At 68.6% G+C, this 18981-nt stretch carries 23 protein-coding genes; 10 read left to right on the top strand and 13 right to left on the bottom strand.

The window, feature by feature from the left end; genetic code table 11:
* Nucleotides 1-34: 34 nt before the first annotated feature.
* Nucleotides 35-988: a 2,3,4,5-tetrahydropyridine-2,6-dicarboxylate N-succinyltransferase gene (gene dapD / locus OB895_RS05855; protein ID WP_079112534.1), complete on the bottom strand. Its 954-nt coding sequence runs from the start codon at nucleotides 986-988 to the stop codon at nucleotides 35-37.
* A gap of 65 nt (nucleotides 989-1053) precedes the next feature.
* Between dapD and dapE the strand changes: the two genes are divergently transcribed.
* The 3 genes from dapE (at nucleotide 1054) to OB895_RS05840 (ending at nucleotide 3596) form a co-directional block, all read left to right on the top strand.
* Entirely contained in the window at nucleotides 1054-2127 is a 1074-nt protein-coding gene (gene dapE / locus OB895_RS05850) for a succinyl-diaminopimelate desuccinylase (protein ID WP_079112535.1), read from the top strand.
* Nucleotides 2109-3326 (top strand): hypothetical protein, encoded by a 1218-nt coding sequence (locus OB895_RS05845; RefSeq protein WP_079112536.1) that lies wholly within the window; start codon nucleotides 2109-2111, stop codon nucleotides 3324-3326. The genes dapE and OB895_RS05845 overlap by 19 nt, the downstream gene beginning before the upstream one ends.
* 96 nt (nucleotides 3327-3422) lie before the next feature.
* Nucleotides 3423-3596, top strand: coding sequence for a DUF3117 domain-containing protein (locus tag OB895_RS05840; protein WP_079112537.1), 174 nt, complete (start codon nucleotides 3423-3425; stop codon nucleotides 3594-3596).
* Nucleotides 3597-3686: 90 nt separating this feature from the next.
* Here the strand turns inward: OB895_RS05840 and OB895_RS05835 are convergent, their stop codons facing one another.
* The gene (locus tag OB895_RS05835) at nucleotides 3687-4322 is read right to left on the bottom strand and encodes an O-methyltransferase (RefSeq protein ID WP_042541995.1); all 636 of its coding nucleotides are present in this window, start codon (nucleotides 4320-4322) and stop codon (nucleotides 3687-3689) included.
* An 89-nt stretch (nucleotides 4323-4411) separates the two neighbouring features.
* Here OB895_RS05835 and OB895_RS05830 point away from each other — a divergent pair, with 89 nt between their 5' ends.
* Complete coding sequence (locus OB895_RS05830) at nucleotides 4412-4798, top strand: twin-arginine translocase TatA/TatE family subunit (RefSeq protein WP_042541994.1); 387 nt, start codon at nucleotides 4412-4414, stop codon at nucleotides 4796-4798.
* 41 nt (nucleotides 4799-4839) lie between these two features.
* Entirely contained in the window at nucleotides 4840-5412 is a 573-nt protein-coding gene (locus OB895_RS05825; RefSeq protein ID WP_079112538.1) for a hypothetical protein, read from the top strand.
* Nucleotides 5413-5418: 6 nt separating this feature from the next.
* On the opposite strand, the gene OB895_RS05820 is transcribed toward OB895_RS05825, so the two are convergent.
* Genes OB895_RS05820 through OB895_RS05805 form a run of 4 tightly spaced genes read right to left on the bottom strand, consistent with a single transcriptional unit; the run spans nucleotide 5419 to nucleotide 8825 of the window.
* Complete coding sequence (locus OB895_RS05820) at nucleotides 5419-5892, bottom strand: YcxB family protein (protein ID WP_228385673.1); 474 nt, start codon at nucleotides 5890-5892, stop codon at nucleotides 5419-5421.
* A 7-nt stretch (nucleotides 5893-5899) separates the two neighbouring features.
* Complete coding sequence (locus tag OB895_RS05815; protein WP_056376178.1) at nucleotides 5900-7018, bottom strand: Mrp/NBP35 family ATP-binding protein; 1119 nt, start codon at nucleotides 7016-7018, stop codon at nucleotides 5900-5902.
* Nucleotides 7015-7560 carry a DUF1003 domain-containing protein gene (locus OB895_RS05810; RefSeq protein ID WP_079112539.1) on the bottom strand — a complete coding sequence of 182 codons (546 nt, stop codon included), beginning with the start codon at nucleotides 7558-7560 and terminating at the stop codon, nucleotides 7015-7017. The genes OB895_RS05815 and OB895_RS05810 overlap by 4 nt, the downstream gene beginning before the upstream one ends.
* Nucleotides 7560-8825 (bottom strand): magnesium transporter MgtE N-terminal domain-containing protein, encoded by a 1266-nt coding sequence (locus OB895_RS05805; protein ID WP_042541990.1) that lies wholly within the window; start codon nucleotides 8823-8825, stop codon nucleotides 7560-7562. The genes OB895_RS05810 and OB895_RS05805 overlap by 1 nt, the downstream gene beginning before the upstream one ends.
* 99 nt (nucleotides 8826-8924) lie before the next feature.
* Between OB895_RS05805 and OB895_RS05800 the strand changes: the two genes are divergently transcribed.
* The 3 genes from OB895_RS05800 (at nucleotide 8925) to OB895_RS05790 (ending at nucleotide 11064) form a co-directional block, all read left to right on the top strand.
* A complete protein-coding gene (locus OB895_RS05800; RefSeq protein ID WP_079112540.1) occupies nucleotides 8925-9683 on the top strand; it encodes a YflT domain-containing protein in 759 nt (252 codons plus the stop codon).
* Between the two features lie 80 nt (nucleotides 9684-9763).
* Nucleotides 9764-10414 carry a DUF4870 domain-containing protein gene (locus tag OB895_RS05795; protein ID WP_194286018.1) on the top strand — a complete coding sequence of 217 codons (651 nt, stop codon included), beginning with the start codon at nucleotides 9764-9766 and terminating at the stop codon, nucleotides 10412-10414.
* The gene (locus OB895_RS05790; RefSeq protein ID WP_079112542.1) at nucleotides 10414-11064 is read left to right on the top strand and encodes an alpha/beta hydrolase family protein; all 651 of its coding nucleotides are present in this window, start codon (nucleotides 10414-10416) and stop codon (nucleotides 11062-11064) included. Before OB895_RS05795 ends, OB895_RS05790 begins: the two co-directional genes overlap by 1 nt.
* 175 nt (nucleotides 11065-11239) lie before the next feature.
* Here OB895_RS05790 and OB895_RS05785 read toward each other — a convergent pair whose 3' ends face one another.
* Genes OB895_RS05785 through OB895_RS05775 form a run of 3 tightly spaced genes read right to left on the bottom strand, consistent with a single transcriptional unit; the run spans nucleotide 11240 to nucleotide 14624 of the window.
* Nucleotides 11240-12133 (bottom strand): phosphotransferase, encoded by an 894-nt coding sequence (locus OB895_RS05785; protein WP_079112543.1) that lies wholly within the window; start codon nucleotides 12131-12133, stop codon nucleotides 11240-11242.
* Between the two features lie 9 nt (nucleotides 12134-12142).
* Entirely contained in the window at nucleotides 12143-13564 is a 1422-nt protein-coding gene (locus OB895_RS05780; protein WP_079112544.1) for an aminopeptidase P family protein, read from the bottom strand.
* Between the two features lie 37 nt (nucleotides 13565-13601).
* The gene (locus OB895_RS05775) at nucleotides 13602-14624 is read right to left on the bottom strand and encodes an endonuclease/exonuclease/phosphatase family protein (RefSeq protein ID WP_079112545.1); all 1023 of its coding nucleotides are present in this window, start codon (nucleotides 14622-14624) and stop codon (nucleotides 13602-13604) included.
* Between the two features lie 87 nt (nucleotides 14625-14711).
* Between OB895_RS05775 and OB895_RS05770 the strand changes: the two genes are divergently transcribed.
* Nucleotides 14712-15587 carry a PHP domain-containing protein gene (locus tag OB895_RS05770; protein WP_042541984.1) on the top strand — a complete coding sequence of 292 codons (876 nt, stop codon included), beginning with the start codon at nucleotides 14712-14714 and terminating at the stop codon, nucleotides 15585-15587.
* Nucleotides 15588-15684: 97 nt separating this feature from the next.
* On the opposite strand, the gene OB895_RS05765 is transcribed toward OB895_RS05770, so the two are convergent.
* Complete coding sequence (locus OB895_RS05765) at nucleotides 15685-17208, bottom strand: DEAD/DEAH box helicase (RefSeq protein ID WP_056376187.1); 1524 nt, start codon at nucleotides 17206-17208, stop codon at nucleotides 15685-15687.
* 167 nt (nucleotides 17209-17375) lie between these two features.
* Between OB895_RS05765 and OB895_RS05760 the strand changes: the two genes are divergently transcribed.
* Nucleotides 17376-18089, top strand: coding sequence for a ferritin-like fold-containing protein (locus OB895_RS05760; RefSeq protein ID WP_042542188.1), 714 nt, complete (start codon nucleotides 17376-17378; stop codon nucleotides 18087-18089).
* Here the strand turns inward: OB895_RS05760 and OB895_RS05755 are convergent.
* The 3 genes from OB895_RS05755 to OB895_RS05745 all read right to left on the bottom strand — a co-directional run bounded on the left by OB895_RS05755 (nucleotide 18086) and on the right by OB895_RS05745 (nucleotide 18853).
* Nucleotides 18086-18244: a hypothetical protein gene (locus tag OB895_RS05755; RefSeq protein WP_194286019.1), complete on the bottom strand. Its 159-nt coding sequence runs from the start codon at nucleotides 18242-18244 to the stop codon at nucleotides 18086-18088. The two genes, OB895_RS05760 and OB895_RS05755, sit on opposite strands and share 4 nt — an antisense overlap.
* 89 nt (nucleotides 18245-18333) lie before the next feature.
* Nucleotides 18334-18621, bottom strand: coding sequence for a hypothetical protein (locus tag OB895_RS05750; protein ID WP_311879422.1), 288 nt, complete (start codon nucleotides 18619-18621; stop codon nucleotides 18334-18336).
* 7 nt (nucleotides 18622-18628) lie between these two features.
* The gene (locus tag OB895_RS05745; protein ID WP_042541981.1) at nucleotides 18629-18853 is read right to left on the bottom strand and encodes a DUF3107 domain-containing protein; all 225 of its coding nucleotides are present in this window, start codon (nucleotides 18851-18853) and stop codon (nucleotides 18629-18631) included.
* Nucleotides 18854-18981 lie beyond the last annotated feature (128 nt).

Raw genomic sequence — 18981 nt, 5'->3', positions numbered from 1 at the left:
GAAGCCTGGGACGCGCTCCCGCTCAGCGCGTCGCTCAGGCGTGGAGCGCCTCGTTGAGTGTCACGCCGACACCCGCGCGCCGCACGGCCTCAACCGCTCCGCTGAGCGAGTTGCGGCGGAACAGCAGGCCGTTCTGGCCCGACAGCTCAGCGCCCTTGACGGTCTGCCTGCCGCCGTCAGGCGTCGCCGGAGCGTCGAGGAGCACGACCTTGGTGCCCGCCGTCACGTAGAGTCCGGCTTCCACGACGCAGTCATCGCCGAGCGAGATGCCGATTCCCGCGTTGGCGCCCAACAGTGTGCGCGAGCCGATCGAGACGCGGTGTGCGCCGCCACCCGAGAGCGTGCCCATGATCGACGAGCCGCCGCCGATGTCGCTGCCGTCGCCGACCACGACCCCCTGAGAGATGCGTCCTTCGACCATCGACGCACCCAGCGTGCCAGCGTTGAAGTTCACGAAGCCCTCATGCATGACCGTCGTGCCGGGGGAGAGGTGGGCGCCGAGGCGGACGCGTGAGGCATCAGCGATGCGCACGCCCGCCGGCTGCACGTAGTCGGTGAGTCTGGGGAACTTGTCGAGCCCCTGCACCTGGATCCCTGCCCGCTGCAGCAACGGGCGAAGTCGTGCGGCGTCATCGGGGTGCACGGGGCCGGCGTTGGTCCAGGCCACGTTCGGCAGGTGGGCGAAGATGCCGTCGAGGTTGAGCTCGTTCGGCCGCACGACCAGGTGTGAGAGCGCGTGCAGTCGCAGATAGGCGTCGACTGTCGACGTGGGCGCGGCATCCAGATCGATGTGCAGCTGCACGGTCTCGATGGTGACGTTGCGTCGCTCGTCGGGACCTGCCAGCGCTTCGAGCGCGAGGAGTGCGGCCTCGGTATCTTCGGCCGACGGGGCTTCGGCGAGCACCCCGGGGAACCACGCGTCGAGAACTGTGCCGTCGCCGGCGGTCGTCGAAAGTCCGGTACCCCACACGGTGCGCGCCTCAGTCATGCCTCCACGGTATCGCGAGCGGGCGTGGACGATCGCACACATGTCGGGGTAAGTAGGCTGGGTGCATGATGCTCGATCTGACAGCGTCCTCTGTCGACCTGACCCGTGCGATCTGCGACATCCCGAGTGTCTCGGGTGACGAGAAGACGCTCGCGGACGCCATCGAGGAGGCGATCTCCGTCTACTCCCACCTCGAGGTGATCCGTCACGGCAACACGATCGTCGCCCGCACGAACCTCGGACGAGCCCAGCGGGTGGCGATCGCAGGGCACATCGACACTGTGCCGATCAACGGCAACGTGCCGACGAAGGACCTCGAGATCGACGGTGTCGCCCACCTCTGGGGTCGAGGGACCGTCGACATGAAGAGCGGCACCGCGGTGCAGCTCAAGCTCGCGGCCGAGCTCACCGAGCCCACGGTCGACATCACCTGGATGTGGTACGACAACGAGGAGGTCGAGGCGTCGAAGAACGGGCTCGCTCTCCTCGCTGCGGTGCGGCCGGACCTCTTCCAGGCCGATTTCGCGATCCTCGGTGAGCCGTCGAACGGTGAGGTCGAAGGCGGCTGCAACGGCACGATGCGTGCGATCGTGCGCACCACCGGCGTGCGCGCGCACGCCGCCCGCGCCTGGATAGGAGAGAACGCCATCCATCGGGCGGCCCCGATCCTCGCGCGTCTGGCCGAGTACCGTGCGAAGGAGATCGCGGTCGACGGACTGCTGTATCGCGAGAGCATGAGCGCCGTCCGGATCACGGGAGGGGTCGCGGGCAATGTGATTCCCGATGCGTGCGAGGTCGAGGTGAACTACCGGTTCGCTCCGAGCAAGTCGGCGGCGGATGCAGAAGCGCACATCCGCAACCTGCTGGCCGGTTTCGACGTGGAGATCACCGATGCCGCCGAAGGCGCGCGGCCAGGTCTCGATGCCCCGATCGCCCGGGACTTCGTGACTGCCGTCGGCGCCGAGCCGCGCCCCAAGTACGGATGGACCGACGTCGCTCGCTTCTCGGCCCTCGGCATCCCCGCCGTGAATTACGGACCGGGGGACCCGCACCTCGCGCATCATGACGAGGAGCGCGTTCCGCTCGCGCAGATCGACGCCGTCGAGCGAGGACTGCGCGCATGGCTCAGTTCGCGCTGACCGCGACCCGTCGGTGGGCGGCCGCACCGCTGGCGCTGCGGATCGCCCTGATCTACCTCACGGCGCGCGCTGTGACGACCGCGATGATGATCGCGGCGGCGACGTCGTCGACGTCACTGTCGAGGTTCGGGGCGGAGCCGGGGCTCGCCGACTTCATCGTCGGGTGGGATGCGCAGTGGTACTGGCTCGTCGCCGAAGAGGGATATCCGTCTTCTCTTCCCCTCACCGAGTCCGGTGAGGTCGCAGAGAACGCCTGGGCGTTCATGCCGGTGTTCGCTTTCGCCGCCAAGACGGTCGGGTTCGTGTTCGGCTCGTGGGGGATGGGCGCTTTCCTGCTGTCGTTCGTGGCCGGTTACTTCGCCTGCCTCGCGCTGCACCGACTGCTGCGTGAGCGCATCGGCGCGCGGGCGACGATGTGGTCGGTGGTGTTCTTCGCCTCCGGACCTGTCGCGGCGATGTTCCAGGTCGGATACGCCGAGACCCTGTTCCTCCTCCTGCTGTTCCTGGCGCTCGACGCGACGGTGCGCAGGAACTACGTCTGGCTCTACCTTCTCATCCCCGTGATGGCGTTCACGAGACCGGGGATCCTCGCATTCGCGCTCTACCTCGGTCTGCACGGCATCCTCCGCTGGTGGCACCGCCGAGACGACCCGCTCGCCCTGCGGGAGATCGTGCACATCGTGGCGCTCGGCGCCCTCGCCACGATCGCGGGCTTCTCGTGGCAGGTCATCGCGGGCATCGTCACCGGAGACCCCGGCGCGTACCTCGCGACCGAGCTCGCCTGGCGCAGGAACTGGCTCGTCGGCGGCGTCGAGGGTTTCGTGCCGTTCGAAGGCTGGATCCAGGCGTCCCAGTTCTGGTTCGCCCAGTGGAGGCTTCCCGGCGCGTGGGGCCCCGTCGCTCTGGCGCTCCTCGTCGTGGCGGCAGGTGCGGCTCTGCTCTATCTGCCCCAGGTGCGCGCGCTCGGTCCCGATCTCAGGCTCTGGAGCGCGAGCTACCTTCTCTATCTGCTCGCCGTCTTCTTCCCGCAGTCGAGCACTTTCCGGCTGCTCCTGCCGTTGAGTCCTGCCTGGGGAGCACTCGCGGTGCCGCGCTCGCGCGTCTGGCGGCTGGGGGTTCTGGCGGTCTGCCTGCTGGGTCAGTGGCTCTGGATCTACCACATCTACGCGTTGGGGAACACGTTCTGGCAGGTGCCGTGAATGTTAAGGCTTGATGCATTTCTTCATAGGGGACATCCAGGTTCCGGTAACACCCGATAAACTGATCGCATACCACCGGAGGAAAAGGAGCCCACGATGGCAGCGATGAAGCCGAGGACCGGAGACGGACCCATGGAGGCCGTAAAAGAAGGACGACTCATCATCGTGCGCGTCCCGCTCGAAGGAGGCGGCCGTCTGGTCGTCTCCGTGAACGACGCAGAGGCGAAGGAACTCCACGACGTGCTGGCAGCCGTCGTGAAGCCCGCCTGAGAGAACTCGAATTCGCGCACGCGGATTCACGAAGAGGGCGACGGATCATCGATCCGTCGCCCTCTTCCGTCTGTGCGGGGTGTCGTCGGCTCAGCCCTCACCGACGCTGATCAGCTGCAGCAGGCCTTCACCGGAGCTCGAGACGGTCGCGAGCACCGCTGAGGACTCCTGGGTCTCCTGCACGAGCGAGCGATAGGCCGAGGTCACCTCGTCACGCTGCACGGGGTCGGCCACGCGGCCGCCACCGAGAATCCGGGGGACCAGGACCATCCCGCCGGTGCGCACCAACCGCAGCCCGTGCTCGACGTAGTCGATGACGTTCTCGGGGTCCGCATCGACGAGCACGATGTCATAGGACGCTTCGTTCATGCGCGGCAGCACATCGGCGGCGCGACCGGTGATGAATCGAGCCTTCGTCGGGGCGACCCGAGCGTCGGAGAACGCCTGACGAGCCGCGGCCAGATGCTCCGGTTCGTTGTCGATCGAGGTCAGTACGGCCTGCGGCGCCCCTCGCAGCAGCCAGAGGCCCGAGACACCGGCTCCGGTGCCGATCTCGACGATCGACCTGGCACCTGTCGCGGCGGCGAGCACCGCGATCTGCGAGCCGACGGCCGCGCTGATCGGCGAAGCGCCGAGTTCGATGGCGTGCGCACGCGCGCGGGCGATCGGCGAAGGCTCCACGATCGACTCGCGGATGAAACGTGCGTTCGCATCGTTCTCGCTCATTGACTGATTCTCCCGACTGAGATATGTGTTCTCCCAGCGTATGCGCTCGGTGCGCGGCACAACGGCAGGCGCGGCGGTAGCCTGGACACATGCAGTTCGGGATCACCTTCGAGAAGCTGCTGCTCATCGGTCTGATCGCTGCGCTGCTCATCGGACCGGAGCGGCTGCCCCGCTACGCCGAGAGCGTCGCGAAGCTCGCTCGGCGTGCCGGCGAGTTCCTCCGTGACACCAAATCGCGCGTCCGCGACGAGATGGGCCCCGACATCGATGACGTCGACTGGCGCAAGCTCGACCCTCGGCAGTACGACCCCAGACGCATCATCCGCGACGCTCTCTTCGAAGACGACGCGGCGCCCGGGCCCGCCAGAGCCGAGGCGGTCGTCGCAGAGCCGACGGTGAAGCCGGTGCGAACGCCGAGGGTGCGACCGGAGTTCTCGGTCGCGAGTCCGCCCCCGTTCGATCCCGAAGCCACGTGACGCGGACGGTCGACGAGAGTCGGCTTCGGACCAGAGACCGGATGGCGTTCTTCGCCGCCGCGATCTGCGCCGTGACCGGAGTCCTCATCTGGGCGCTCTGGGTGCTGCCGATCGTGCGGTCGATCGAGAGCGCCGAGGATCTCCCGATCGGGCAGACGATGACGGTCGACCTCGACCCCGGGGCTCGGGTCGGGATCTGGACCAGCGGGATCTCCGCCACGCTCGGCACCATGGATTGCAGCGTCATCGGGCCGGACGGCGCCGAGCGTCCGCAGCAGGGCCCATCCGCGGTGAGCTGGGACGATGTGCTGTGGTGGATGACGCCGCGGACCGGGTTCGTGCAGTCCGCCCAGTTCACCGCGGCCGAGGCGGGCACTCACCTGGTGGACTGCCGGGATTCGCTCGACACGTACGACGGGCGATTCCTCGTCGCCGGCGACTCGATCGGTGACGGCAGCATCGGACTGGGCCGCACCGGCGGCAACGACTACCCGGTGGGGACTCTGCTTGCTCTCGGAGCGGTGATGTGTCCACCCCTCGCGGTGCTTCTTCCTCTGGTGATCCTGCTGAGGCGCCTGATCACCCGCCGCGTTCCGAGGCCGCCCCAGACCTGATCGCGGTCAGCCGATCCTGGCCCGGAGAGTCGCGATGTCGTCATCGGACAGCAGCGCACGGGGGATCGCCGTGATCGCAGACGCGCCTCGAAGCTTGAAGAGCACGGCATGCCTGCCGGCACGAACGCTCTGGAAGGTGCTGTACGAGATGTCCGACGACCGACTGCCAGCGCCGACGTGCAGAGCGGTGTCATCGAGCCGAAGCCACACCGCGCTGCCGGGAGGGGTGGCGGCCCGAACGGCGCGTCTGGCGCCGACGACAGTCATGACGACCGCGTAGACCATGAGGGCGATGCTCGCGACGGGCAGCAGACCCGCCAGCCCCTGGGTGCCACGCACGGCGGTCAGGTTGAGGATGCTGACGACGAATGCCGCGACGAGGGCGATCCACATCACGATCGCGACGGGGCGGGTGAGGGCGTAGATCGCGGCGTCGCGTGCCATGCCCCGAAGCAGCCGTTCGTCGACGGTGAGAGCCACGATCGTCTCAGCCCAGGGTCATCGGGAGCGAACGACCGGCGAGGCCGCGCCCCTGAGTGGCGAGGGAACCTGCGAGCTCGCGGATCGCGACGGCCGCCGCATCGTCGGGGGCGCTGAGCACCACGGGCACCCCTTCGTCGCCTCCCGTACGCAGCGCGGGACTGAGGGGGATCGATGCCAGCAGCGGCACGGACTGCGTCTCCGACAGCGCACTGGCCACGGCTGCACCGCCTCCTGAACCGAACAGATCGACGACGGTGCCGTCCGGAAGGGTGAGGGCTCCCATGTTCTCGACCACCCCGATCACCCGCTGCCCGGTCTGGCGAGCGACCAGCCCGCTGCGGATCGCCACGTCGGATGCTGCCGCCTGCGGCGTCGTGACGACCAGCACCTCGGCGTGGGGCAGCAGCTGCCCGATCGAGATGGCGATGTCACCGGTGCCAGGAGGCATGTCGATGAGCAGGATGTCGAGATCGCCGAAGAACACGTCTGTCAGGAACTGCTGCACGGTGCGGTGCAGCATCGGTCCGCGCCAGGCGACCACAGCCTCCCCGTCGCGGAGGAACATGCCGATCGAGATGGTCTTCACGCCATGGGCGACGGGCGGGAGCATGAGGTCGTCGATGCGCGTGGGCTGTGTTCCCGCAGGGATGCCGAGGAGGCCCGGGATCGAGAAGCCGTGCACATCGGCGTCGACGAGGCCGACCGAGAGGCCCTGAGCCGCGAGCGCCACCGCGAGATTCGCCGTCACAGTGGACTTGCCCACGCCGCCCTTGCCACTCGAGACGAGGATCACCCGTGTGAGTGAGTCCGGGCCGAAGGGCATCTGGCGAGGAGGCCGCCCGTCGCGCAGCTTCTCGGTGAGCGCTTTGCGCTCTGACGGCGTCATCACGCCGACCTCGACGTCCACCTCGGCGATGCCGGGCACCGAAGCGGCCGCGGCGCGGACATCGGTTTCGATGCGAGCCGCTGCGGGACAGCCCACGATCGTGAGCACGATCGCGACGTGCGCGTGTGCTCCATCGACACTGATCTCCCTGACCATGTCGAGATCGCCGATGGGTCTGCGAAGCTCGGGGTCGGTGACAGCGGCGACGGCCGCTCGGACGGAGTCGGCTGAGCTCATGATGATGTGGAGCGGCCGCGGGGGCGTCGCTCGGTCGGCTCGTCGTCCTGCTCGCCGAGCTCGGCGAGCAGCGACTTGAGCTCGTGGCGCAGCACATCCCGGGTCACGACCTGGTTGTTGCGCTCTTCGAGCGACATCCGCAGCGCGACGATCTCTCGGGCCAGGTACTCCGTGTCGGCGAGGTTGCGCTCGGCACGCTGGCGATCCTGCTCGATCTGCACGCGGTCGCGGTCGTCCTGGCGGTTCTGCGCGAGGAGGATCAGGGGGGCCGCGTACGACGCCTGCAGCGAGAGCATGAGGGTGAGGGCCGTGAAGCCGAGCGCGGCATCGTCGAAGCGCAGGTGGTCGGGCAGCAGGGTGTTCCAGCAGATCCAGAGCACACAGAACAGGGTGAGGATGAGCAGGAACGCCGGGGTGCCCATGGCACGGGCGACCCATTCGGTGAAGCGGCCGAAGCGGTCACGCGATGTCGGCCGCTGCCGAGGGGTGCCGCGGCCCAGAGGGGCGTCGAGCTGAGGGGAGCGCGAGCGGGAGCGGGGCATCAGCGCACCTCCTTCGGGATCGACGGCTCGTCGCTGTCATGTGTGCGCCAGTCGTCGGGCAGCAGATAGTCGAGGACGTCGTCGATGCTGATGGCGCCGACCAGACGATGGGCGGCGTCGATCACCGGAAGCGAGACGAGGTCGTAGCTCGCGAGCATCCTGGCCACCTCCGCAGCCGATGCGGTGACGCGCACGGGGTCGAGGCTGTCGTCCATGATCGCGCCGAGCCGCTCGTGCGGCGGGTAGCGCAGCATCCTCTGGAAGTGCACCATTCCGAGCAGTCGGCCCGTCGGCGTCTCGAAGGGCGGCAGGGTCACGAACACGGCTGCAGCAAGGGCGGGGTGCAGCTCGTGACGCCGGATGAGGGCCAGCGCTTCGGCGACGGTCGCATCGGCGGAGAGGATGATCGGCTCGGGCGTCATGAGACCGCCGGCGGTGTCAGGGCCGTATCGCAGCAGCATCCTGACGTCCTCGGCCTCCTCCGGCTCCATCAGCTCGAGCAGCTGCTCGAGGCGATTGGGCGGCAGCTGGGCGAGGAGGTCGGCGGCGTCATCCGGCTCCATCTGGTCGAGGATGTCTGCGGCTCGCTCGTCGCCGAGGCGGTCGAGGATGTGCACCTGGTCGTCCTCGGGCATCTCTTCGAGGGCGTCGGCGAGCCGATCGTCGGAGAGCTCCTCTGCGACCTCGATCATGCGCTGCTGCGGCAGATCGAGCAGGGTGTTCGCGAGGTCGGCGGCGTGCAGCTCGGAGTAGGAGGCGACGAGCTGCTCGGCCGATTGGGACTCGCCGGGGGAGTGCTGCTCGGTGACCTCGTTCCAGGCGGCGAACGTCGTCGGGCCCTTGGCGAACGGCGAGGCGCTGGTCTTCGGGCGACGGAGGAAGAGCTGGCTGACGGCCCACTCGCCCAGGCGGTTCGGCTCGATGGCGACGTCTTCGATGACAGCAGTGCCGGTGCCGTCGACGAGGCTGACCCGTCGACCCAAGAGCTCTGCGAGAACCCGCACCTCTCCGGCGCGCGGCGAGAAGCGGCGCACGTTGATGAGTCCGGTGCTGATGACCTGGCCTGCACGGATCGACGTCACTCGTCCTATCGACAGGAAGACGTGTCGTCGCCCGGGGATCTCGACGACGAGGCCGATGACACGCGGAGCAGCCGTACTTCGGTACACGATGACGACATCTCGGACTTTGCCGAGCCGGTCGCCGACGGGATCGAAGACGGCGCAGCCTGCCAGGCGCGCGGCGAATACCCGTTGTGTGCTCACTCGTCCAGCGTAGTGCGCAGGGCCCTCCCGCGGCCCCCGCGGGGCCGCAGCACGACACACTCCCGGCCCTGTCACCACAAGGCATGGAACAATGGCGGGATGAGCATGCTGAACCGTCCAGCCGACAGCCGCGATGAGGGCGAGATCGTCGCCTCCACCCGCGATTACGAAGGCGCCCAGAAGACGGTGTCGAAACTGATCGCCCAGGAGGTGCCGGCCCGAGACATCGCGATCATCGGGCAGAGCGTCCGGACGGTCGAGCGCATCACGGGGCGACTCGGCTATGCCGCCGCGGCACGATCGGGGGCCATCAACGGCGTGCTCATCGGTCTCTTCCTCTCCGCGATCCTCGTGATCGGCAACCCCGAGGTGCCGATCCAGCTCTTCGTCGGGTTCGTCTTCATCGGCGTCGCGCTCGGAATGCTCCTCAGCCTCGTCACCTATGCGATCGTGCGCCGACGCCGCGACTTCGCGAGCGTCACGCAGTTCGCCGCAGACCATTACGAGGTGCGGGTGCAGGCCACGTCACTCGCGAAGGCGCGTCTCGCCCTGGGGGCGGCCAAGCCTGCACCGGTGCGTGCGCCCGTCGATCTGGACGAGCCGCCGAGGTACGGCGAGCGCATCGCTCCGGGTGGCCAGCCCGCTCCTGCGCCTGCGCCTCCGGCAGCGCCTCCCGTCTCGCCAGAGGACCCGACTCCCGGCCCGACCCCGCCGCTCGGTGGACCTGAAGCCGCTCCCGAAGAGCCGACTGTTCCGCCGCGCCCCGCAGATCCGGCCGCACCGCCGGCCGCACCGCCGATCGACACGCCCGACCCCGGCAAGCCCGGCCTCCCGCCCACCTCGGCGGGAACCGTCTGATGTCCGACGCAGACCGCGCGTCCGACCCGTCGGCGACACCCGCACACCCCGCAGTACCTCCCGTGCCTCCCGTGCCTCCCGTGCCTTCCGCGCCTCCCGCGCAGGGCCCGATTGCACCGGCGCCTGTGTACGGCTACGCGCCGCCGCAGCCTCCGGGATATGCGCAGCAGCCCGCGTCGCAGTCACCGGGGTACGCGCCGCCCGCCGCTCCCGGCCAGGCTCCGGCGCCTCAGCAGCCCGTCGGCTACGCCCCGCCGCAGATGCCTCCTTCCCAGGGGCATCCGGCACCCGGCTATCCGGCACAGGGCTACCCCGCGGGGACCTATCCCGCAGCGGTACCGCCGCGCGGGCTTCTTCCATGGGCTCTCGGCCTTCTGATCCTGATCCCGTTCCCGTTCGTCGGCGGACTCGCATCGGGGATCGCCATGGCCGTCAGCGGCGGGACATCGCGTCGCTTCGGAGGCGTGGCCGGCGAGAACGCTCGGGCGGCCGCGAACTGGGGGCTCACATACCTGCTGGTGTCGACGGTTCTGCTCATCTCGCACTTCGTGATCCTGTTCTCACTCACGGCCGATTCTCCGTCGAGCGGGTTCTACCCCATCGGCATCCCGATCACGATCTACTTCGCGCTGTCGGTCTTCCACGTCGTCCTGGTCATCATGGGCATGGTGAAGGCGTCCGGCGGCAGAGTCATGCGCGTACCGTTCGCGATTCCCTACCTTCGCGCCTGATGGTCGAGATCCTCGTCGATCTGCCCGCCGGACCGGTCGCCATCTCGGCTGACTGGTCGGCAGGGGACAGCGGATCGACCGTGATCGTCGCGCACGGTGCAGGCACCGGCAAAGACCACCCCTTCCTCACCGGCTTCGCCGAAGAGCTCGCCTCCCGTGGACACGCCACGCTGCGCTTCAACTTCCCGTACGTCGAGCAGGGGCGCCGGATGCCAGGGCCGGCGACCCATGCGATCGCGACCTGGAACGCCGTGGTCGCGTTCGCGCGTGAGCAGGACCCGGATGCGGCCATCTGGGCGACCGGCAAGTCGTACGGCGGGCGGATGGCGTCGATGGCCGTCGCGCAGGGACTCTCCGTCGACGGTCTCGCGTACCTGGGATACCCGCTGCACGCGCCGGGCAAGCCCGAGAAGCCGCGCGCCGAGCACCTTCCGGCCATCAGCGTTCCGCAGCTGTTCATCGAGGGCGCGAACGATCCGTTCATCCAGCCGCTGGCGCAGTTCGAAGAGGTCGTCGCGACCTGCCAGGACGCGCGCATCATCTGGATCGACGGCGGCGGTCACACCTTCGAGGTGAAGGGACGCAAGCGCCCCGCATCGGAGATCGGCGCGTCGCTCGCACCCTTCGTCGCGGAGTTCGTGCACCCCTGATGAGGGGTCTGCACCATGTCGAGATCTGGGTGCCCGATCTCGACGAGGCTTAGCGAAGCTGGCACTGGCTGCTGACTCGATTGGGGTTGCAGGCGGCCCGGATCACTACGCCGGGTGGGTCGAGAACGACCAGGGATTCAAGGTCGAGATCGTTGCGGATCCGCCGGCGTAGGCATCACGTGAGCGACATCAGCTCTGCGTCGTCGAGCAGACGGCGCACCGTGGAGAGTCCGAGAGCACTCATCGCGGGACTCGAGTCCTCGTAGTACCAGCCGAGTCCCATCGCCTGCTGCAGCGCCCACCCGGCGCCCCGCTGCCATTCGACATCCGACGCTCCGACGCGCTCGCGCACCATGCATCGGCGAGACGCGTCGAACAGATGCCAGGCGGCGACCAGATCGAGAGCGCGATCAGCAGGGCCGAATCCGCCGCCGTCGAGGACGCCCACAACGCGATCGCCCACGACCAGCAGGTTGAACGGGGTGAGATCGCGGTGGCTCATCACATCCTGACCGGAGCGCGGCAGATCGCGCAGAGCCCGCCACAGTCGTCGCACCCGGGCCGGATCGACCAGATGAGCGCTTCTCTCGATGCAAAGTGCGACCCACTCGTCGTGATATGTGAGGACGCCACCACGCCCCTGACCGTCGAACTCGCGCCCGCGCACATCGGCGGCCCGTAGCGACGCGATCAGCGCGGCGACGTCGAGCGCCAGGGCATCAGAAGTCGCGTGAAGGTCTCGGCACGCTGTGTCGCCAGGCACCCATGTCTGCACCGACCATGCGGATGGATACTCTGCCGTCGGCATGCCGATGCCGAGAGAGCGAGGCGAAGGCACCGCGCAGACGTCTGCGAGCTCCTCCATCGCCGCGGCCTCAGCAGCGAGTGCCTCTGCCGATTCGACGACGAGGGGGAACCGCGCCGCGAACTCGTCGCCGATCCGGGTGATCGTGTTCACGGTGCCCGCGGTGCGTATGCGCTCGACCGGCAGGTGGGCGAGCGCGGGAAACCGCTGCGCGATCAGTCGCGCAGCGGTCTCCTCCGTGAGTGCGAGCTCGCCCTCGTGCATGCAGCGGGCTCAGCTCTGGATGCGAGCGATCCAGGCCTCGACCTCGTCGGCGGTGCGGGGGATGTCGGCGGACAGATTGATCGGACCGTCCTGCGTCATCAGGATGTCGTCCTCGAGGCGCACGCCGATGCCGCGGTACTCCGCGGGCACGGTGAGGTCGTCGATCTGGAAGTACAGGCCGGGCTCGATCGTGAACACCATGCCGGGCGCGAGGATGCCGTCGTAGTACATCTCTCGACGGGCCTGAGCGCAATCGTGCACATCGATGCCCAGATGGTGCGACGTGCCGTGCACCATGTAGCGACGGTGCTGTCCGCCGGCATCTGCGTCCAGCGCCTCCTGCGCGGTCACCGGCAGCAGGCCCCATTCGGCGACGCGGGCGGCGATCACGCGCATGGCGGCCTCGTGCACCTCGCGGAACCGCACGCCGATCCGTGCCGCGGCGAAGGCGGCGTCCGCAGCCTCGCGCACGGTCTCATAGACCCGGCGCTGGACCTCGCTGAAGGTGCCGGAGACGGGGAGAGTGCGGGTGATGTCCGCGGTGTAGAGGCTGTCGGCTTCGACGCCCGCGTCGACGAGGATCAGATCGCCGGGGACCACGGTGCCGTCGTTGCGGGTCCAATGCAGGTAGCAGGCGTGGGGACCCGATGCGGCGATCGTGTCGTACCCCTCGCCGTTGCCGTCTTCGCGGGCGCGGCGATGGAAGACGCCCTCGACGACCCGTTCGCCCCGAGCGTGCGCGATCGCGTCGGGGAGCGAACGGATGACGTCTTCGAAGCCCTGGGCGGTGATGTCGACGGCACGGCGCATCTCGGCGATCTCGTACTCGTCCTTGACGAGACGAAGCTCCGAGACGAACCGGGTGAGGTCGGCGTCCTCGTCGAGCACGAGTTCGCCGTCAGCGCTCGTGAACTCCGCGAGGTGCTCGGTCGCGACATCGAGGTCTGCGGCGACCCCGGCGAGCGAGGGGCGCGGGCCGATCCAGAACTCCCCGACGGTGGCATCCGCGTAGAACTCGGTCGTGGTGCGGTCCGCGCGCTCGCGGAAATACAGCGTGACGTCGTGGCCCGAGTCGGTGGGATCGAACACGAGGATCGAGTCGGGCTCGGCGTCCGATGCCCAGCCGGTGAGGTGTGCGAAGGCCGAGTGGGCGCGGTACGGATAGTCGGTGTCGTTGCTGCGCTGCTTGAGCGACCCGGCAGGAATGACCACGCGCTTGCCGGGGAATGCTGCCGAGACGGCTGCGCGGCGCACGGCAGCGAACGGCGCCTGTGCGCGGGGCGCGGGGATCGACTCGGGGCGCTCGGCCCATCCGGTCGAGATCGTGTCGAGGAACCCGCGGGGGAAGGGCTGCTTCCGGTTCGTGGTGGTGGCTTCGACGGGAGTCTCGGTCGTCGGCTCTGCGATCGTGTCGCGTTCTGCGGTGCTCATCCCTCCAGTCTGTCACCTGCGTGACGACTGCGGGATGTCAGCCTGCGGGCTCGAGCTGCACGACCAGGCCGCGGTGATCGCTGCCACCCCCGCCTCCGATCACGACCGATCCGGTCGCCGTCCAGCTCGGCGATGCCATGACGTGGTCGATCGGCGTGCTCAGCAGAGCCGGCAGCGAGCTCGGCCAGGTTCCGCTGAAGCCGTTGCCCGATCGGGTCGCTGCGTCGCGGCAGTAGCCCATGTCGCCGCCGTCGACCCCGAGGCCCGCCATGTGGTCGATCGTCGCGTTGAAATCTCCGGCGAGGATGAAGTCGCCCGCGGGGCACTGATCGGCGATCCAGCGCAGATCGCTCTGCCACTGCGCCATGTCGTCCATGCGCGGTGCGACGGCATGCACGGCGACGATGGTCGGACCTGCGCCATCGACCGGCATCAGCACCGCACTGGGAACCGAGCCGGTGTTGTTCGAACCGTCTTCCGACGACGCGATCACGGAGTACTCGCCGAGGTCGGGGGATACCAGAACGGTCGTGTGCCACGATTTCGGGCCGTCGACGACGTCGGGTTTGAACTGCACGTGGTGCACCCACATCGGGTGGTCCTGATCACGCAGCAGCACAGCGACCTGTTCGCCGACCTCCTCCGTGGTCTCGGGGAGCGCGACGATATCGGCGCCTCGATCGAGGATCTCGCGGGCGATCTCCTCGGCTGACACCTCGTCGCCGGCGGTGTTCCAGGTGAGCACGCGGAGGCTCGACTCGGTGGGGGCGGGGAGCGTGTCTGCGCCGAATCCGCGCAGGAAGCCGATGGCTCCGGTCGCCCCGGCTCCGAGCAGCGCGACGATCAGGACCGATGCCGCGAAGCCACGCAACGGCTTGGCGAGGAGGAGAAGCAGTGACAGCGCGGCGATGACGAGGAATGCTGCGAGCACGACTCCACGGGCGGCGACGATCTGAGCGAAGGGGAACGTTTGCTCGAGATGGAAGAACTGAGGCCACACCACGACTGCCGTCGCGATCGCGAACAGCACGGTGAAGAGGATCCCCAGTAGTCGAAACATCCCCACCAGCCTAGAAGTCCCCCCTGTGAAGTCCCTAGAGCGACGGCATGCGCGACCGGCGTCCGCGGTCGTCGGTACGCTCGGAGCATGGCCTCCGCTCCCTCACGCCGTTTCGCCGGTCCGTCCGACCTGCACATGCACTCCAATCACTCGGACGGTACAGAGACGCCCGCTGAGGTCGTGCGCCAGGCGCACGCGTACGGCTTGCGCACCGTGGCGCTGACCGACCACGACCGCAGCACCGGGTGGGACGAGGCGGCAGCGGCCACCGCAGGACTGGGGATGACGTTCATCCCCGGCATGGAGCTCTCGGCGAAGCACGAATGGCGCAGCGTGCACGTGCTCGGCTACCTGTTCGACCCGCTCGACGAGGCGCTCACAGCCGAGACCGATCGGATCCGGGGCGATCGGATCGGCCGAGCAGAGAGGATCGTCCGCAGCATCGGTCGCGACTACGACCTCGACTGGGACGACGTCCTCGCCCAGACCACGCTCGACGCGACGGTCGGCCGCCCGCACATCGCCGACGCTCTCGTCGCTCGGGGAATCGTCCGCGATCGCACCGAGGCGTTCGACGGGATCCTGCATCCGCGTGAGGGCTACTACGAGCCGCACTACGCTCCGGATCCGCTCACCGCGGTGCGTCTGATCACGGATGCCGGGGGAGTGGCGATCATCGCGCACCCCGCGACCGTCGGTCGCGACCATATGATGCCCCTGCACTTCATCGAGCAGCTGATCGCCGCCGGTCTGGGCGGTTTCGAGATCGACCACCGCGAGAACACCGCGTCGGGCAAGAAGGCGCTGCATGCGATCGCGGCGAAGCACGACCTGATCATCACGGGCTCGAGCGACTACCACGGCACCGGAAAACCGAACCTGCCGGGCGAGAACACGACCTCCGACGAGATGGTGCAGCGGCTCATCGAGCGCGCGAGCGGAACCGCGCCGCGGTACGCCTGACGCCGGGCGTTCCGTCGACCGCTCGGTGCGGTGTGCCCGGGGAGACGGCAGAGGGGGCGGATGCCGCTGCTGCAGCATCCGCCCCCTCTGAGGTCGATCAGGCGCCGGAGACCGGAGCCGCTCCCGCTCCGCCCGAACCGCCGCGACGACGACGGCGACGGCGCGCAGGAGCCGGCTTGCCGTCGTGGTGCTCCTTGCCTGCGCCGTCGTGGGTGCCGGCGCCTTCGGCACTGCGGTCGGCTGACGTCGTGGACTGCGAGTCGTCGGCGGGCGCCTCGGAGGCGCCTTCTGCGAACGTGGAACCCACCGGGGTCGAACCGCCCCGACGACGCCGACGGCGACGGGTGCCGCCCTCGTCGGTGCCCTCTGCAGCCACGTCTGCCGCACGCTCGGGGCGCGGAGCCCGTTCGGTCTTCACCGACTGCGTCTTCGGCGCAGAGACCAGACGGCCCTTCGTGCCGGCGGGGATGTCGAGGTCTTCGAACAGGTGCGGGCTGGACGAGTACGTCTCGGTGGGTTCGGGCTGGCCGAACTCGAGGGCGCGGTTGATCAGCGCCCACTTGTGCAGGTCCTCCCAGTCGACGAACGTCACGGCGATACCGGTCTTGCCCGCCCGACCGGTGCGGCCGACGCGGTGCAGGTACGTCTTGTCCTCGTCGGGGATCGTGTGGTTGATCACGTGGGTGACGTCATCGACGTCGATGCCGCGGGCGGCGACGTCGGTCGCGACCAGCACATCACGCTTGCCGGCCTTGAAGGCCGCCATCGAGCGCTCGCGCTGATCCTGGCCCATGTCGCCGTGCACGCCGCCGACGTTGAATCCGCGGTCGGAGAGCTCGTCGACCAGACGCTGCGCGGCACGCTTGGTGCGCGTGAAGATGACGGTCTTGCCGCGGCCCTCGGCCTGCAGGATGCGCGCGATGATCTCGTCCTTGTCGAGCGAGTGAGCCCGGTAGACGAGGTGCTTGATGTTCGCCTGGGTGAGGCCCTCGTCGGGGTCGCTGGCACGGATGTGGATCGGGTTCGACATGAACCGACGAGCGAGCGCGACGATCGGGCCGGGCATGGTCGCCGAGAACAGCTGCGTGTGCCGCACCGCGGGGACCTTCTGGAAGATCTTCTCGATGTCGGCGAGGAAGCCGAGGTCGAGCATCTTGTCGGCCTCATCGAGCACGACCTCGGTCGCGTTCGACAGATCGAGAAGGCGCTGGCCGGCGAGGTCGATCAGACGACCCGGCGTGCCGACGACGATCTGCGCGCCGGCCTTGAGCTGGTCGATCTGACCCTCGTAGGCCTTGCCGCCGTAGATCGCGACGACGCTGGTCGAGCGGTTGCTCGTGAGCAGGTCGATGTCTTCGTACACCTGCACCGCGAGCTCGCGGGTGGGAACGACGATGAGCGCCTTGACGCCGTGCTCGGGGTTGAGCCCCAGTCGCTGCACGACAGGGATGCCGAATCCGAAGGTCTTGCCGGTGCCGGTCTTGGCCTGGCCGATGATGTCCTGGCCGGGGAGGCCGAGGGGGATGGTCTGCTCCTGAATGGGGAAGGCGTCGACGATGCCCTTGGCGGCGAGTGCGTCGATGATGTCCTGATCGATTCCGAGATCAGCGAAGGTTGTCAATGTTCAGAGTGCCTGTCCGGCGACCTGCGAGGATCGCCACGTTCACGGATCCACGCCGTCTTTGTGCCACAGGCGCGGGCCCCGCTCCGACGGCGGGGACACCGACAGCCTACCCGAGGGGGTGGCGGCGCCCGGAAGGCCCCTCTCGTCCGAGTATTGTGAACCCCGTGGTGAACTGGTTCTGGAAGCGAAGGACGCCCCGGCGCACACTGACGTTGCGCAGTCGAGGGGATCAAGGCGCGGCGACGCGCGTCGACTTCGCCGAACTCGCGCCGGAGCTGCCACGATTCCTCGGACAGGCCGCGTACCTGCAGCTGGGCTACTTCGAGACGCTCACCCGACTGATCAGGGCGACGCCCGAGCTCTCCGAGAAGGAATCCCTGTCTCGCGCGGCCGGCGCCGCTCTCACGAAGCATCGGGCCATCGTCGACCTGATCGCCGAGCGCGGTGACGATCCGACGCAGCTCATGCTCCCGTTCCGCGAGAATCTCGATGCATTCCGTCGCAAGACGATCGGGGCGCGTCCACGTGAGACGCTGCTGGCCGTCTACATCACCGCAGGGATGCTCGACGACTTCTACTTCGCGCTCGCCTCGAGCTACGGAGAGACCGGCGAGCGGGTGGCGGCCATCCTGGGCGAGGACGACGCCCGTCACGAGATCGTCGCGATCATCCAGGAGACCATCGACGGCGACGGGGAGTGGCGATCGCTCCTGTCGATGTGGGCGCGCCGCCTGGTCGGCGACACGATCCTGGTGTGCCGTTCAGCCCTGCGTCAGCCCGAACTCGCGGCCATGAGCGAAGACCGCGTCGAGCTGGTCTACACCGAGCTGATGGGCGCGCACGCGCGTCGCATGGACGCGATGGGGCTGGCCTCCTAGACCGCAGCGGTCTGCGCGCGCATCCGCTCGAGCCGCCGGGTCAGACGGCAGGCGACGACGGCGGGGACTGCGCCCACCACGCCGAACGAGATGTCGATGAACTGCCAGCCGAGCGGGATGCCCCGGATGCTGCCGGCGATGAGCGCGAGCTGCACGACATGACACCGCTGACCACGAGGCCGAGCATCAGCACGCCGACGCTGACGCGGATCCACCGCAGCGTGCGACGCTCGATCATGAATGCTCAGATGCCGAGCGCGGCCCTGGCCGATGCGTCCGACCGACGGCGCGACGCGACGATCGCGACCGTGAGGCCTGCGGCGACCGCGACGGATCCGACGACGCTTGCGAGCCACAGCCAGATGCTGTCCTCTCCGACGCCCAGCCACTGCATGCCCGTATAGAAGAGCGCGGCGAGGGCCGTGGCCATCGCGGGCGTCAGTGCGACCCCGCGCAGCTCCCGGCCACCGATCATGTAGTGGGCCGCGATGCCGAGCGCGCACGCTCCGACGAGAGCGAGGAGGATGTACATCGTGGCGTCAGGCGAAGAAGCCGACGCGACGAGACTCCTCGGTGCCGAGCTCGATGTACGCGAGGTTCGCGGTCGGAACCAGGTAGGAGTTGCCCTTCACATCGGCGAAGCTCAGGTGAGAGGTGTTCTGCTCGAGAGCCGAGGAGACCTGTGCGCGAACCTCGTCCGCGCTCGAAGCGGTCTCGAAGCTGAGCTCGCGGCCGGTGTTGATGATGCCGATGCGGATTTCCACGCGTACTCCTGTATTCCAGTCGACGATGCTGTGGTCGAGTCGACCTCGGAGGTCGACGACTGCGCCCAACTCTACCGGGCGGCGAGACGACGGGATCCGCCGATCGGGTGGGTTTCGCCCTGAGCGCA

The sequence above is a fragment of the Microbacterium forte genome (genome assembly GCF_031885415.1).
GTDB classification, from domain to species: Bacteria; Actinomycetota; Actinomycetes; order Actinomycetales; family Microbacteriaceae; genus Microbacterium; species Microbacterium forte.
This window is presented reverse-complemented; position numbering and strand designations above follow the sequence as displayed.